14 protein-coding genes are annotated in these 15,489 nt (G+C 62.9%); 10 read left to right on the top strand and 4 right to left on the bottom strand.

Annotated elements, in window-relative coordinates; translation table 11 throughout:
* Positions 1 to 119 precede the first annotated feature (119 nt).
* The 3 genes from V3587_RS06920 (at position 120) to V3587_RS06910 (ending at position 3,409) form a co-directional block, all read left to right on the top strand.
* Positions 120 to 1,280, top strand: a complete 1,161-nt coding sequence (locus V3587_RS06920; RefSeq protein ID WP_283376250.1) for a serine hydrolase domain-containing protein — start codon at positions 120 to 122, stop codon at positions 1,278 to 1,280.
* A 305-nt stretch (positions 1,281 to 1,585) separates the two neighbouring features.
* Positions 1,586 to 2,272 (top strand): TetR/AcrR family transcriptional regulator C-terminal domain-containing protein, encoded by a 687-nt coding sequence (locus V3587_RS06915; RefSeq protein ID WP_283376249.1) that lies wholly within the window; start codon positions 1,586 to 1,588, stop codon positions 2,270 to 2,272.
* A 9-nt stretch (positions 2,273 to 2,281) separates the two neighbouring features.
* Positions 2,282 to 3,409 (top strand): FAD-dependent oxidoreductase, encoded by a 1,128-nt coding sequence (locus tag V3587_RS06910; protein WP_283376248.1) that lies wholly within the window; start codon positions 2,282 to 2,284, stop codon positions 3,407 to 3,409.
* 15 nt (positions 3,410 to 3,424) lie between these two features.
* On the opposite strand, the gene V3587_RS06905 is transcribed toward V3587_RS06910, so the two are convergent.
* Together V3587_RS06905 and V3587_RS06900 are read right to left on the bottom strand one after the other, a co-directional pair.
* Entirely contained in the window at positions 3,425 to 4,276 is an 852-nt protein-coding gene (locus V3587_RS06905; RefSeq protein WP_095970706.1) for an SDR family oxidoreductase, read from the bottom strand.
* A 100-nt stretch (positions 4,277 to 4,376) separates the two neighbouring features.
* Positions 4,377 to 5,120 carry a GntR family transcriptional regulator gene (locus V3587_RS06900; protein WP_095970707.1) on the bottom strand — a complete coding sequence of 248 codons (744 nt, stop codon included), beginning with the start codon at positions 5,118 to 5,120 and terminating at the stop codon, positions 4,377 to 4,379.
* A gap of 96 nt (positions 5,121 to 5,216) precedes the next feature.
* Between V3587_RS06900 and V3587_RS06895 the strand changes: the two genes are divergently transcribed.
* The 6 genes from V3587_RS06895 to V3587_RS06870 are packed head-to-tail and all read left to right on the top strand — an operon-like array spanning position 5,217 to position 10,959.
* Positions 5,217 to 6,344 (top strand): TIGR03364 family FAD-dependent oxidoreductase, encoded by a 1,128-nt coding sequence (locus tag V3587_RS06895; protein ID WP_283376247.1) that lies wholly within the window; start codon positions 5,217 to 5,219, stop codon positions 6,342 to 6,344.
* 25 nt (positions 6,345 to 6,369) lie between these two features.
* Positions 6,370 to 7,047, top strand: coding sequence for a phosphonatase-like hydrolase (locus tag V3587_RS06890; protein ID WP_235172012.1), 678 nt, complete (start codon positions 6,370 to 6,372; stop codon positions 7,045 to 7,047).
* A gap of 25 nt (positions 7,048 to 7,072) precedes the next feature.
* Positions 7,073 to 8,122, top strand: a complete 1,050-nt coding sequence (locus tag V3587_RS06885) for a 2-aminoethylphosphonate ABC transporter substrate-binding protein (RefSeq protein ID WP_283376246.1) — start codon at positions 7,073 to 7,075, stop codon at positions 8,120 to 8,122.
* Between the two features lie 2 nt (positions 8,123 to 8,124).
* Positions 8,125 to 9,300 carry an ABC transporter ATP-binding protein gene (locus V3587_RS06880; protein ID WP_124566290.1) on the top strand — a complete coding sequence of 392 codons (1,176 nt, stop codon included), beginning with the start codon at positions 8,125 to 8,127 and terminating at the stop codon, positions 9,298 to 9,300.
* Positions 9,297 to 10,199, top strand: coding sequence for a 2-aminoethylphosphonate ABC transporter permease subunit (locus V3587_RS06875; protein WP_283376245.1), 903 nt, complete (start codon positions 9,297 to 9,299; stop codon positions 10,197 to 10,199). Before V3587_RS06880 ends, V3587_RS06875 begins: the two co-directional genes overlap by 4 nt.
* Positions 10,174 to 10,959: an ABC transporter permease gene (locus V3587_RS06870; RefSeq protein WP_166809655.1), complete on the top strand. Its 786-nt coding sequence runs from the start codon at positions 10,174 to 10,176 to the stop codon at positions 10,957 to 10,959. The genes V3587_RS06875 and V3587_RS06870 overlap by 26 nt, the downstream gene beginning before the upstream one ends.
* A 57-nt stretch (positions 10,960 to 11,016) precedes the next feature.
* On the opposite strand, the gene V3587_RS06865 is transcribed toward V3587_RS06870, so the two are convergent.
* Positions 11,017 to 12,639 carry an AMP-binding protein gene (locus tag V3587_RS06865; protein ID WP_235172008.1) on the bottom strand — a complete coding sequence of 541 codons (1,623 nt, stop codon included), beginning with the start codon at positions 12,637 to 12,639 and terminating at the stop codon, positions 11,017 to 11,019.
* Positions 12,640 to 12,817: 178 nt separating this feature from the next.
* Between V3587_RS06865 and V3587_RS06860 the strand changes: the two genes are divergently transcribed.
* Entirely contained in the window at positions 12,818 to 13,627 is an 810-nt protein-coding gene (locus tag V3587_RS06860) for a LuxR C-terminal-related transcriptional regulator (RefSeq protein ID WP_166809803.1), read from the top strand.
* A 4-nt stretch (positions 13,628 to 13,631) separates the two neighbouring features.
* Here the strand turns inward: V3587_RS06860 and V3587_RS06855 are convergent, their stop codons facing one another.
* Positions 13,632 to 15,446 carry a penicillin-binding transpeptidase domain-containing protein gene (locus V3587_RS06855; protein WP_200315286.1) on the bottom strand — a complete coding sequence of 605 codons (1,815 nt, stop codon included), beginning with the start codon at positions 15,444 to 15,446 and terminating at the stop codon, positions 13,632 to 13,634.
* Between the last annotated feature and the right edge of the window lie 43 nt (positions 15,447 to 15,489).

The raw sequence follows: 15,489 nt of genomic DNA, 5'->3' as shown, positions 1-15,489 counted from the left end.
CAAGGGTTGAGGCCAGGGTTCCGTAGTCCCTCGGTACCGGTTGAGGAGGTACCTGGGGACTGCGTCTGCCGTACCCGGGGTCGATGTGTGAGCGCCCTCGGACAGGCAGAGTTCGACTCATGAAAACCGGAGCAAGACGCATCATGCTTGTCGGCCTGTGCAGCGCCATGGTTGCCGGAGCTGTAATCAGCTGCAGCACGGACAAATCCGCAGACAATCCCACATCCACCTCTGACAAGGTCATGGACTCTGCCATCACCGGCCAGCTCGACTCGATCATCGACGCGGCGGTGAATTCGACCGGGATTCCCGGTGCGATGGTGGGCATTTGGGGACCCGACGGCAACTATGTGAAGGTTGCGGGCGTCGCCGATACTGCAACGAAAGCACCGATGGAAACCGACTTCTACCACCGAATCGGTAGCGTCACCAAGACATTTACCGTGACCGCCCTGCTGCAATTGGTCGACGAGGGAAAGATCGGTCTCGATGATCCGATTTCCCAGTACGTCGACGGCGTCATGGAAGGTGATGCGATCAGCTTGCGTCACCTGGCAGGGATGCGCAGCGGCCTCGTGGACTACACGACATCTGAACAGTTTGTGATGGAATATCTTTCGGATCCTCGTCGAGCTTTCACACCAGAGGAACTCGTCGGATACGTCAAGGACCTCCCACTCCAACTTCGACCAGGGACCACCGTCGACTACTCGAACACCAACACTGTTCTGCTGGGAATGGTGATCGAAAAGGTCTCCGGCTCAAGACTGTCGGACGTCATCGACACCAAGATCGCGACACCACTCGGGATGGAGCACACCAGCTTTCCCATGACCAACGCGTTCCCGACACCACACGCACAGGGGTACACCAACCAAACGCTCGACGAATCCGTGACCGCGGCGACGGATTGGAATCCGTCGTGGGGCGGCGCCGCGGGTGCAATGATCTCGTCGTTGGACGACATGCGCATCTGGGTTCCGGCGCTGGCCAAGGGCGATCTCCTCACCGACGACACTCAGAAGCAGCGCCTGCAAACCGTGAACTTGAGCGAAGGGGACGACAGCTCCGGCTACGGACTCGGATTGTTCAACAGCGGTGGCTGGATCGGTCACAACGGAAGCCTGCCCGGCTACAAGACAGTCTCGGTCTACTTGCCCGAGAAGGACACCACCCTGGTCGTCTTCATCAACACCGACATCGACGGCGAGACTGATCTGACCAGCGCGTTGATGGTGCCGATCACCAAGTTGATCAGCCCCGACAACGTCTACGGCTGATCACCTCAGGTCCGATCCACAATTCAGACAAAAGTGATATATCGGGCTCGATCTGTCGATAAGCTCGACCGTCGACAGATCGAAACCCGAAAGAGGCGCTCATGGGATCCTTGAACGACTGGCTACTCAACAGCGACAGCCCGCTCGCGGGGATCGTCGGCGGCATCCTACTGACGATCGCGATGCTTTCCGGCGGCAAGGGCATGTAGCCCACCACGCTCGATACAGCTCTGTATAGCGCTGGATGTTCAGTGCGTGACCCAACGAACATGTTCGTTACGAACATGTTCGTGTACGGTGGAGTCATGCCCACTCAGCCAACAGGTCCGTCGAGCCGTCGCAATCGTCCGGCCAAACCCGCTCTGACACGCGAGGGCATCGTCGGTACCGCGGTGCAAATCTTGCGGTCGGAGGGGTTGCAGAAGTTGACGATGCGTCGACTCGCCCTCGAACTCGACACCGGCCCGGCGTCGCTGTACGTGTACGTGCGCAATACTGTCGAGCTGCATGCCGCGGTTCTCGACGAACTCCTCGGAGTCGTGGATCTCGCCGAAAATTCTCCCGGCACTTGGCAAACCCGCCTCGAACAGGTCTTGACCTCCTACACGGCCGTGCTGTTCGAACATCCCGGTCTCGCCCAGTCGGCACTAGTTTCCCGGCCCAGCGGAGTTCACTACGTACGCCTGCTCGAGCGGCTGCTGGCATTACTCGACGAAGGCGAAGTCCCTTCGGGTCAAGCAGCGTGGGGCGTGGACTTGCTGCTGCAGTATGCGACGTCCACAGCTGCCGAACACTCGGCGCCGAACAATTCCGCCGACTCGGATGCCCAATGGAGCGCGTTGACCGACGCAATCCAGAACGCAAACCCGCAGACGCACCCCCTCGTCGCAGGCCATGCAACAGCACTACTCGCCGGTGAACCCACCGCACGTCTGTCCTGGGGATTTCGCACGCTCATCACGGGCATCGAGAACACCCCACTCACTTCTTAGGAATCCACCATGAATCACTATCCCATCGCAATCATCGGTGCCGGCCTCGGCGGCCTCACCCTCGCCCGAGTCCTCCATCTCCACGGAATCGATTCGGCGGTATTCGATCTCGAATCCGGACCAACAGCGCGGACCCAAGGCGGCATGCTCGACATCCACGAAGACTCGGGCCAGATCGCGCTTCGTGCCGCCGGCCTGTACAACGAGTTCCGCGCCCTCGTTCATCAAGGCGGTGAAGAGACACGCGTCCTCGATCGAAATGCCGTCGTGCACCTGAGCGAGCAGGACACCGGAGACGGTGACCGCCCGGAAATCGACCGAGGCCAGCTGCGTGACCTACTGCTCCGCTCAATTCCACAAGAAACAATCCACTGGGGAGCCAAGGTCCGCAGTGCACATCCGTTGCCGGACGGTCGACACGAAGTCCACCTCGCCGATGGCACCCACTTCACCACCGATCTCCTGATCGGCGCCGACGGCGCGTGGTCGAAAATTCGCCCACTGGTTTCGAACGCCACTCCCGCCTATACCGGAATATCTTTCGTTGAGTTCGACCTTCACGACGCCGACAACCAACACGCGAATGCCGCCGAAACAATCGGTGGCGGAATGATGTTCGCGCTCAGCGCCGACAAAGGCTTCCTTGCCCACCGTGAGACCGACAACAGTCTGCACATCTATGCCGCCCTGCGAGTTCCCGAGAACTGGACGGCGAGTGTCGACTTCTCCGACGATCACATCGCGAAGAAGATTCTGCTGGAACACTTCTCGGACTGGGACGAGTCGCTGCGTTCACTGATCGCCGAAGCGGACAGCACGCTGACTCCTCGCCCCATCCATGCCCTTCCCATCGGGCACAGTTGGAGCCGTACTCCAGGCGTCACATTGCTCGGGGACGCAGCGCACGTCATGTCGCCGTTTGCCGGAGAAGGCGCAAACCTGGCAATGCTCGACGGCGCCGAACTCGGCGAGGCGATCGCGTCACACAGCAGCACGGAGCAAGGACTTGCTGCCTACGAAGAGCGACTGTTCCCGCGTAGCGCCGCGTCGGCACAACAGTCGGCTGATGGACTGGACATGTGCTTCGGCGAGAACGCACCCCAGGGGCTCCTGGACATGTTCACCTCACACCCCTGACCTGACGAATTCGGATCAGGTCGTCAGGTCCTCGTGGGCAAGCGACGAAGACAAACCACGGTGGGCTTCGACTTGCTCCAGCAGTTGGCGGGCTTTCTGCTCGACCACGGACACTGCATCGGCGCCGGCGACCCAACGACGTGGGGGTAGCGGCGAATCGACAAGTGCCACAAGTGCCGCGGCAAGTTTCACCGGATCCCCACCCTGGGCACCGTTCATACTCTTCCACGCTTCGACGGTCTCGCCAGTCCGAGCGTCGTAGTCGTCTATCGACAATTCCGGCCAGATCGACGACGCACCCTCGACAAGCAGCTCGGTCCGGAAGAATCCCGGCTCCACGATCGTCGTCCCGATTCCGTACGGTTCGACGTCGAATCGCAATGATTCCATCCAGCCCTCCAGCGCAAATTTCGACGCGGCGTAGGCTGCGCAAAACTCCTGACCAACCAGGCCCGCAAGCGAACTGACAGTCACGACATGCCCACTCCGTTGCCTACGCATCACCGGCAGCACCGCCCGTGTCACATTGATCGGCCCGAAAAAGTTGGTCTCCATCTGAGCGCGAAGTTGTGCCGGACTGACAACTTCGAAGAACCCGGCGTAGAAGTTTCCGGCGTTGTTCACCAGCACATCGATTCCACCGAATCGTGCAACTGCCGTGTCCACCGCAGCATATGCGGCTTGTTCGTCGGTGATGTCCAAGGCAATCACCAACAGGTCGTCATGCTCACCGATCGCTGCAGAAACACGGTCCGCATCACGCCCCGTTGCCACCACCGCGTGCCCGGCAGCAAGAGCCGCCTGCGCAATGTCGACTCCCATGCCCCGGCCTGCGCCGGTAACGAACCAGACCTTCTTTTCAGCCATGTTCACTGTCCTCTCGTTTGACGGAGTCCAGTACAGAACAGATTCCACGACCCTGGGAGTGCCTGTCGTTCCGGGTAACAGCAGACCCCCTCAACGCCCCCTACTCGCGAAGAGTCGTCAAGAAGGCAATACGGTCACCACGGTAGAGCGAACGAACGCGCTCGATCGGCACACCCTCCGGATCGACGGACGTCCGGTGCAACAGAAGCATCGGCATCGAGGTGGTGGACTCGACAAGTGTTGCCTCGCGCGGTGACGCGAGCACCGTCTCGATCCGTTCGGTAGCAGAGGCGAAGACCACGCCGATGGAGCGGATAGCCGCGTACAGGGACGTCGTCGCGTCGAAGGCGTCGAGCATCTCACCGAACCTGCTGTCCGGCAGGAAGGTTGATTCGAGCCCGATCTTCTCGCCGTCGGCGAAGAGGACACGCTCGAGATGAACCACGCTGTCGCCCAACTCGATACCCAACTCCGTCGCGAGACCGTCGTCGGCTGACATTCGTTCGAAGGTCACAACCTTACGACTGGGCACTCGCCCAGCACTCAGAGCGCCTTCGGTATAGGAACGAATCGACAGCGGCTGAACCAACTTCGGACTCGCCACGACGGTGCCCCGACCCCGCCGCTCGATCCGTCCTTCGACGAGAAGATCACGAAGCGCTTGACGAACCGTCTCGCGAGCGACGGTGAACCGCGCCGCCAGTTCCCGCTCCGACGGGACGGAATCACCCTCGTCGAGCCCGCTGAGAATGGTCTCGATCTCGGTGCGCACCCGGTAGTACTTCAACTCGGGTTCGATCACGACGCTCGAGGTCCCCGGCCCGGTGGACGTCTGCTGATTCATGGCGCAAGCGTACAAGAATTCGGTCTATACCAATTGTTAACCTGGAGTTCGTCTCGATTCCCCCTATTGGTCTAGACCAAACGTCACTATCTCTACATGCGAATTTTGATTGTGGGCGGAGGAATCCTCGGAACGGCGCACGCCGACGAGGCAATCCGCCGGGGACACGATGTCATCCATCTCGAACGCGAGCCCGAAGCCCGCGGTGCAACGGTACGGAACTTCGGATTGGTCTGGGTATCCGGGCGAGCTCCCAACGAACTGGAAGCCGCGCTGCGTTCGCGCGAGCTGTGGGCGAACCTAGCCGCCCGTGTCCCCGGCGTCGGATACCGCCCGGCCGGCTCCATCACCCTCATGCGCACCGAGGAGGAGGTCGCGGTCGCGCAGGAAGCATTCGCTCGGCCGGACGCCGACAACCGAGGGTTCGCACTTCTCGATCCCGACGCCGTTCGCGTCGTCAACCCCGCACTCCGGGGCAAGTTTCTCGGCGGACTGCACTGCACCCTGGACGCCGCTGTCGAGTCGCGGCAAGCGCTCCCCGCCATCCGTTCTTACCTCGAATCCACCGGCCGTTACACCTTCCACGCCGGAACGGAAGCCCGCGAGATCACGACGAACACCTCCGGCGTACACATCCGTGACGATCACGGTCGCAACTTCGAGGCCGATCTCGTGATCGTCTGCCCCGGAGCAACACTCGGCGGATTGGCCCGCGATCTCGCCGGCGATCTCCCGTTGCGACGTGTGCGCCTGCAGATGATGCAGACAGCCCCACTCGGCGAAAAGCTCACCACCGCAATCGCGGACGGTGACAGCTTCCGCTACTACCCCGGTTTCGCCGGATCTGCCCTCGATCACCTTCGCACGGTGCAGCCGCAGGAACCGACGGCCGAGGAGCACCGCATGCAGCTCCTGTGCGTGCAGCGCTTGCACGGCGGCCTGACCATCGGCGACACCCACGAATACGAGGAGCCCTTCGACTTCGACGTCGACGAGGCGCCCTATCGCCATCTGTCCGGAGTCGTGGAAACACTTCTGGGACGCGATCTTCCGCCCATCGTCAAGCGATGGGCGGGCGTCTACAGCCAGTGCCTCGACCCCTCACAACTTGTTCACCGCGCACAAGCCGCCGACAACGTCTGGGTGGTTGCCGGTCCCGGTGGCCGAGGCATGACGCTCGGCCCGGCACTGGCGGAACACACCGCCGACCAGCTCGGTCTCTGAATCCTTCCGACAAGAAAGACTTCTCATGTCTCCCATCACCCTTGCCGTTCTCGACATGGCCGGCACCACCGTCGCCGACGACGGACTGGTGCTTCGCGCGTTCGCCGCCGCTGCCGAAGCCGGCGGACTGCCTGCCCAAGGCACCGAAGCCGACGCCGCTCGCCGATACGTCCTCGACACGATGGGCCAGTCGAAGATCGTCGTGTTCCGGGCGATCTTCGGGGACGAATCCCGCGCCCAAGCCGCGAACGCCGCCTTCGAAACCACTTACGATTCCCTCATCGACCAGGGCCTGGCCGAGCCGATCCCCGGCGCCGAGAAAGCCATCACCACTTTGCGCGAGGCCGGCATCAAAGTTGCCTTGACCACCGGGTTCAGCCGATCGACGCAGGACAAACTCCTCGTCGCGCTCGGCTGGGAATCCCTCGCCGATCTCACCCTCTCCCCCGCCGAGGCCGGTCGCGGTCGACCGTACCCGGACCTGGTTCTGACTGCCCTGCTCAAACTTTCGATCGACGACGTCCACCAGATCGCCGTACTCGGCGACACGTCCAACGACGTGCTCAGCGGCATTCGCTCCGGCGCATCGATCGTTGCCGGCACTCTGACCGGCGCTCACGACGAACGGCAACTTCGCGAAGCCGGTGCCACCCACATCGTCCCGTCCGTGACGGAGTTCGCCGAACTCCTCACCCACTCCTGATCTCACCTCCGAAAAAGGAATCGTCATGCGTCTACGCCCGAGCATCGCTGCGGCCGCTCTCGCCGTGTCCGTCCTTTCGTTCACCACCGCCTGCGGTGGCACCGGCACTGCCGCCGGATCAGATACCGAGACCGTCACCGTCTACAGCGCCGACGGCCTGTCCGGTTGGTACAAGGGAAGATTCGACGCCTTCACCGCGCAGACCGGTATCGCCGTCAACCTGGTCGAAGCTGGATCCGGCGAGGTTGTCTCCCGCGTCGAGAAGGAGCAGTCCAACCCACAGGCAGACGTGATCATCACGCTGCCGCCGTTCATCCAGAAGGCCGACGCCCAAGGTCTGCTCGAGCCCAGCGGAATCGACACCTCCGCCGTTCCTGCCGACGAGAAGGACGACGCCGGCAAGTACGTACCCGTCGTCGAGAATTACCTCTCGTTCATCGCCAATCCAACTGCATCACCCGCCCCACAATCTTGGGACGACCTGCTCACCGGTCAGTTCAAGGGCAAGTTGCAGTACTCCACGCCCGGGCAGGCCGGCGACGGTACCGCGGTGTTGTTGCTGCTCCAGCATCTGATGGGCAAGGAAGGCGCCCTCGACTACCTCGGAAAGCTCCAGGCCAACAACGTCGGACCCTCGTCCTCCACCGGAAAGCTCCAGCCCAAGGTCAGCAACGGCGAGCTGCTGGTCGCCAACGGTGACGTCCAGATGAACCTCGCGTCCATCGCCGACGACGGATCGAAGTTCGACATCTTCTTCCCCGCTGGAGCCGACGGCACTCGCACCACCATTGCACTGCCCTACGTGATGGGCCTCGCCAAGAGCGCACCCAGCAGCGAACAAGCCAAGAAGTTGATGGAGTTCCTGCTCTCCGAAGAGTCCCAGAAGACCATCGCCACCGATGCACTCGGCGTATCGGTCCGCGAGGACGTCCGAAGCAACGCCGGTGAATCCACCGACAAGAACACGCCTTCCGGAGTTCTGCAGGGCGTCGACGTCTGGACCCCGAACTGGAACGACGTCCTCAGCTCGCTCGACGCCGACATCGCCGCTTACCAGAAAGCCACCGGGAGCTGATCATGGCAAGAACCAGACTGGGGCGGACGCTCCCCGAGACCGTCGGTGTTCACGGAGCGATCGAACATTCCGCTCCGGCAATCACTTTCGATCGCGTGAACGTCGCATACGGCCGTGGGAAGACCGCAACCCATGCACTCGTCGATTTCAATCTGCGAGTGGCACCGGGTGAAACTGTGGCACTGCTGGGGCCCAGTGGATCCGGGAAGTCGACCGCGCTGAAGGCCCTCGCGGGATTTGTCCGCCCCACGTCCGGTTCCGTCAAGCTCGGCACCCGAGACATCACCAATCTGCCTCCCGCACAGCGCGGTATCGGCGTCGTCGTTCAGTCGTACGCCCTCTTCCCGCACATGCGAGTTTCCGAGAACGTAGCCTTCGGACTCCGAGCCCATCGCGTGCCGCGGTCGGAGATCGGCCCTCGCGTAGCCGAAGCCCTCGACATGGTCGGGATGTCGGCGTACGGAAAGCGCCTTCCCCGTGAACTTTCCGGCGGTCAACAGCAGCGAATCGCCATTGCCCGAGCATTGGCGATTCGCCCTGGAGTACTCCTCCTCGACGAACCGTTGGCCGCCCTGGATGCTCAACTTCGCGAGAGCATGCTCGGCGAGCTGGCGAGGCTGCGCGCAGCACTACCTGACACCGCCATGCTCTACGTGACGCACGATCAGAGTGAAGCCCTGGCGCTCGCGGACCGAATCGCAGTGATGCGCAACGCCAGACTCGCGGACATCGACACCGCCGAGGCCTTGTGGAAGCGTCCACCGTCCAGCTTCACCGCGGCCTTCCTCGGGGGTGCCAACCTGCTGCCCTGCACCGTCACACGCGTCATCGGCACCTCCGCACTGGTCTCGATCGGTGGCACGCCGTTCACTGCTCACGCCCCGCAGCCCGAGATCGGGCACATCGAATGGGAGTCCGACATGGACGCCTACCTGTGTGTTCGTCCACACGCGGTGGGCGTAACCGGCGTCGGCGCGCGAGGATCATTCCCGGCACATATCGTCTCGAGCGTCTGGCGCGGTTCCACGACGCGTCTGACACTGGCTGTCCATGGTCTCGACGACGTCCGCGTCGACGCAGATGTTCCAGGGCACGACGAGCGACCGGTCGACACAGAAGTGGGCGTCGTCTTGCCCACGGACGGCAGCGTTCTGGTTCCCGCGGATCGCCACCCATGACGACCACCGTGGAACGCCCCGAAACCGCTGTGCCCCAGCACAGAGACCCGATCCCGTGGCGCCGGATCGGGTGGGCCCTACCGCCACTGCTTCTCGTCCTCGTGTTTGCCGTCTATCCCACCGCGCGTGTCCTCACGGAATCGGTGAGCACCGAGAGCGGCACCGGGTTGTCCACGTGGTTCTCCGTACTCGGTTCGGAACTGTTCCGAACCGCACTCTGGCGGACCATCCAGATCGCCGTGGCGTCGACGCTGGGCTGCCTGGTGCTGGGCACCTTCCTCGCCTTGGTGCTTGCCTTCGTTCCGTTTGCCGGATCCAAGGTGGTTGGCCGATTGATCGACACAGTGCTCGCCCTGCCGTCGTTCCTGATCACGCTGGCGTTCACGTTTCTCTACGGCACGGCCGGCGCCGTCAACGCGTTGATCATTCGCATCACCGGCGACGCGAGCGGTCCGCTCAATTTCCTCAACACGCCGTTCGGAGTCATCGCGGCCGAGATCACCTTCTTCACGCCGTTTGTCGTCCGACCGCTACTGGCCGCGTTCACCCAGATTCCGCGTGAACAGCTCGACGTTGCAGCCAGTCTCGGCGCGTCTCCTGTCCGAGTTCTGCGACAGGTGGTGATGCCGGAAGCGTGGCCGGCCCTGCTGGCCGGTGGTTCACTCGTCCTTCTGATGACGCTCAACGAATTCGGCATCGTGCTCTTCACCGGAGCAAAAGACGTCGTAACCCTTCCGGTCCTCATCTACACCCGTGGCATCGTCACCTTCGACTTGCCGGGAGCGGCAGTGATCGCGACGGTTCAAGTCGCACTCTCGCTCGGCTTGTACTGCCTCTACCGATTCACGTTCAACAGATTGATGGGAGGCAGCCGTGCTGCTGTGGACCCGAAGCTCTAGGGCTCTCGTACTCGGATTCTTCGCCCTCGTCGTCGCGGTTGTCTTCGTCGCGCCGATCGCCACCGTCGTCGCGGCTGCCTTGGCCGGATCGTGGACCGGGCCACTTCCGTCGAATCTCGGTGGAAAGAACTTCTCCACGGCGCTGTCCGACGAGAACTTCGCCAGCCTGACCGTCAGCTTGCAGACTGCGTTCATCTCGGGCGCGCTAGCTCTGATCGTCGGAACCTGGGCGGCGCTGGCTGCTCGTGAGGCGCCGATGTGGCTGCGGCGCATCACCGACGCCGTGTTCCACCTGCCGATTGCGGTTCCCTCGGTCGCGATCGGATTGGGGCTGCTGATCACCTTCAACGAGCGCCCGCTGCTGCTCGGCGGCACCAAGTGGATCGTGATTCTCGCTCACACGGTTTTGGTGCTTGCCTTCGCCTTCAGTTCCGTGTCGGCCGCGCTCGAACGGCTCGATCCCGCCTACCGTCAAGCTGCCGAATCACTCGGCGCCGGGCCCGTGCGGGTCCTGACGCGGGTGACGCTACCGCTGCTGCTCCCAGCGTTGGGTGCGGCCGCCGGGCTTTCCATCGCACTGTCGATGGGCGAGCTGGGCGCTACCGTGATGGTCTATCCGGCGACCTGGAAGACCTTGCCGGTCAGCATCTTCGGACTCACCGACCGCGGCCAGGTATTTCTCGCCGCAGCAAATACGACACTGCTGCTTGCAGTCACCCTGGTCGCCCTCATGGTGGTCGGCAGAATCCGGCGGCGCTGACCTTGCTGTGCGCCTTTATTAACCGCCGGGGGTTAATAAAGGCGCACAGCAGGGGGTTTATCCCTTCCGCAAGATGTACCGCTGAACCTTGCCGCTCGGGGTCTTGGGCAGGTTCGGAACAAAATGCACGGTGCGCGGGTACGCGTGCGCGGCAAACTTCTTCTTCACCAGGGTTTGCAGTTCCTTCTCGAGTTCGTCGTCGCCGTCGACGCCTTCGCGGAGAACGACGAACGCCTCGAGGACCTCGCCGCGCAACTCGTCGGGCATACCCACGACGGCGGCCTCGATGACGTGTTCGTGCATGACCAGCACGCTCTCGACGTCGAAGGGGCCGATGCGGTAGCCCGCCATGATGATGACGTCGTCGTCGCGCGAGGAGAAGAAGAAGAATCCGTCCTCGTCCGTCATCCCGGCGTCACCGGTGATGTACCAGCGACCGTCTTCGCTGAATCGCTGCTTCGTCTTCTCCGGCGCATCGACATACCCGGTAAACCACATCAACGGGCTGTTGTGCGTATCGATCGCAACGCGTCCCTGAGTGCGAGCCGGCGCGATGTCATCCGAATTGTCTTCCAGCACAGCGGCAGACCAACCCGGCAACGGACGACCCATCGATCCCGGGCGTACGTCTTCGCGGAGACCGTCGGCCCAGGCGTTGACGATGAACATGCCGTGCTCGGTCTGGCCGTAGTGATCACGGACTTCGACGCCCAACGAGTTCTTGGACCACGCAACAACATCCGGGGTCAGGGGCTCACCGGCCGAGGACGCACGGCGCAGCGAGATGCCTTCCGGAACGGGCGCCTTGTCGGCGCGCAGACTGCGGTACACGGTCGGAGCGGCGGCAAAATTGGTGACACCGAACTTCTCGATGATCTGCCACGTCAGAGGCGCGGAGAAGCCGGCGTGCAGCAGAATGCTTCGCGTGCCGGCGGCAAGCGGGCCGAGCAACGCGTAGTACAGCCCGTACGCCCAGCCCGGGTCTGCGGCGTTCCAGAACACGTCGTCGTCGCGGACGTCGAGGCCGAACTCCTGGTAGGCGTGGAACGACGCGAGCGCGCGCACCGGAACGGGAACGCCCTTGGGTGTTCCCGTGGTGCCACTGGTGAACAACTGCACCATCGGTGCGTTGCCGCCGACTGCCTGAGCAGCGCCCTTCGGGTCTTCGGCATCCTGAGCCGCGACAAGTGCGTCGAAGTCCAACTCGTCACCGGCCGCACCGCCCGCGACGACGACCTGCCACGCTGCGTCGGCGGGAATGTCCTCACCCGGCGCGAGCTTCTCGAGCTGATTGGCGTCGGAAATGACCACCTTCGCGCCGCTGGCCGTCAAGCGGAAGGCGATGGCCGGCGAAGCGAACGCCGTGAACAACGGCACGTGGACCGCGCCGCGGCGCCAGATTCCGAGGAGCGCGACCACGAGGTCCGCAGACTTGCCCATCAACGTCGCGACGTTGTCACCCGGCTCGACTCCGAGGTCGGCCAGAGCTGCCGCGAAACGCGCCGACTGCTCACGTAGATGACCGTAAGTGAGGTCCACCGAGCTAAGGTCTGCCTCGACGACGGTGAATGCAACGCCATCCGCGGGATGCCGATCGCAGAGCAATTCTGCGGCGCTGGCATGCGGGGTGTCGTACTGGTCCAGCAGCTCGCGCACCCGTGCGGTGGGATCGGTGCTCATCAACTTGCTCCTTATCGATCGTCGTATGGTTGGCCCGACCGGTTACGTTGGCGGCTCGTCATACGTACTGTTCACCCCCTATGATCTAGCTCACAAGAGAACTTCACTACCCCCAGAAAGGGGTACCTGCGTGAACCGACATGCTTCGTCACTTCTGCGTCCCCGCGACGGGGACGCTATGCGAGGTGAACTCCGAACAATTGCAGCTCAGGGCGTTGTTCCCGTGCTGTTCGGAGGCGAGGTCCAGGACGGAACCCTGCACCTGAGCGAATTCGTCGGCACCCGCACCAACAACCTCAAGGGCTTGGCCATCCCGCCGCGCTCGGGCATGGGCGGACGCGTCGTCGCCCAGGGTTCACCGATCACCGTCAACGATTACGGCAATTCGCAGTCCATCACTCATCACTTCGACCGGCCTGTTCTCAGCGAGGGCCTGCATTCGATCATCGCCGTTCCGGTCATGGTGTCCGGCAAATCGCGCGCTGTCCTCTACGCCGCGATCCGTGATTCCGCTCCGTTGGGTGACCGCACAGCAGACGTCATGGTCAACGCATCCCGGCGCCTCGGGATGGAGTTCGCCATCCGCGACGAAGTCGACCGTCGCCTGCAACTACTGCAGGCCGCCGCCGCGACCACCGCCGACGGTATGTCTTCGGAAGAGATCCGCGGAGTCCACGCCGAACTACGCAGTGTCGCCCAGACCGTCACAGACACCGACTTACAGACCAAACTCCGCGGACTCTCCCAGCGGTTGGCCAACCTGCTGCGGCCTACCGTCGACGCCGAATCCGACGTCACGCTCACCCCACGTGAAGTGGATGTTCTCTCGCAAGTCGCACTCGGCTGCACCAACATCGAAGCCGGCCAAAGGCTTTCCCTCCGCCCGGAGACCGTGAAGAGCTACCTGCGTAGCGCGATGGGCAAGCTGGACGCGAGCTCACGCCACGAAGCTGTGGTGACCGCCCGCAGGTTGGGACTGCTCCCCTGACGAGTCAGTAGCCTTCCGGCAAGGCGGTGAGCATGTCGCGGGTGACTGCGACGGCGTTGTCCGAACTTCCGCCCCGCACAACCAGAGTCGCGAAGGCAAGGTTGCCTCGATAGCCGACGAACCACGCATGCGATCCCCCTTCGACCTCGGCTTCACCGGTCTTGCCGTACACCTCACCCTGATCTTCGACGCGTTCGGCAGTACCGCTGGTGACCACGAGTCGCATCATTCCGCGCAGACCGTCGACCATGGCCGGCGTGATCGCCGGGCGCTCGCCGTCGATGGTGGTTTCGCGCCCCGAAATCAGTTGCGGCACCGGAGTCGACCCGTTCGCGACCGTCGCAGCTGCCATCGCCATTCCGAACGGACTGACCACGACCTTGCCTTGACCGAACCCGTCTTCCGTCCGCTGGACCAGATCCGACGCCGGCGGCACCGAACCCGAATCGATCGGCAATCCCACCACGTTGTAGTCCTGGCCGATACCGAACTGCGCTGCGGCAGTAGTCAACGTGTCCGGTTGCATTTCGCTGGCCAGCTTGGCGAAGGACGTATTGCACGAACGTGCGAAGGCCGTTGCCATCGGCACTGTGCCGAGTGAGAACTCGTTGTAGTTGGGAACGCTGCGCTCACCGATCTCGATCCGGCCCGGGCACGGCACCATCGTGTCGGGGGTCGCCTGACCGGTCGAAATCGCCGCACCCGCCGTGATGATCTTGAACGTCGAACCCGGTGGGTACTGACCCATCGTCGCGACCGGTCCGTCACGGTCCGCCGCCTTGTTCTGTGCAACGGCCAGAATGGCCCCACTCGACGGTTCGATGACCACCATCATCGCCTGGTCCTTGTTCACGTTCACCGCGCGCTGCGCAGCGATCTGGATGTTACGGTCCAGACTGATACTGAACGACGGAACAGGTTGCGGCGCAGTCTCGGTCAGCACGTCGGTGTCGACGCCGTTCTGGTTGACCGTGACGACACTCCAGCCGGCTTTACCGTCAACCTCGTCGATGATCGTCTTCTTGATCTGCCCGAGTAGGTCAGGCGCGAACTCCGGGTCCGTCGAGACGAGATCCGATTCGTCCGAGACAGATACTCCCGAGATGGCTCCCAGTTGTGCCGAAACCTGGTCGTAGTCGTCACTGCGCAGCCGGGTCACCAGATAGTCGCCCTTGACGGCCGTCGAGGATTCGGCGATCGACTGACCCGTCAGCGACGAATCGAACCGACCGAGAACACTTGCGAGACTGTTTGCGGAACCGATGATGTCGTTGCTCTTGGAGCGATCGAACTTCACTCGGTAGACGATTCCCGGCACCAGGACATCGGTCCCCGAATGCTCGTTGACCCGCGCTCGCGGCGCTGCGGTTGCCCGCAACGACATCGTCTGCTTGTCACCGAGACGCGGATGAACGTCCGTCGAACTCCACCGGACGGACCAGTCGCCGTCCTTGCGTCCCATCTGAAGCTCGCCGTCGTACGTCCAGACGCGGTCTTTCGGAAGGTGCCACTCGTAGGTGTAGCCGACCGTCGCGGTATCACCGTTCATCTTCACCGAGGTGGTCTCGGCAGTCATCGACTCCGCCTGGAGCGCATCCCAGGTGTCACTCAATACAGGACCCGCGGAATCAGGCCGGTCCGTCAGTTTCGCTGCCTCGTCGATGTCCCTGTCACCGAACGCACTCAGGAACTGCTGCGCGACGGGCTCGGGACCGGCGGGTTTCGGAGTACACGAACTGATCCCCACCGCCATGAAAATCACGGTGCAGGAGGCCAACAGTTGGGCCGAGCGACTACGAGAGAAATGCCGAGTGTTCATCGAGCCCCATAGTAGGGCGACAAATGCTCCACCCAGCGTAGGC

Origin of the sequence: Rhodococcus sp. IEGM 1306 (assembly GCF_036541985.1) — a bacterium.
Lineage (GTDB): Bacteria > Actinomycetota > Actinomycetes > Mycobacteriales > Mycobacteriaceae > Rhodococcus_F > Rhodococcus_F qingshengii.
The sequence above is the reverse complement of the archived record's forward strand: the minus strand, read 5'-3'. Positions and strand labels throughout refer to the sequence as shown.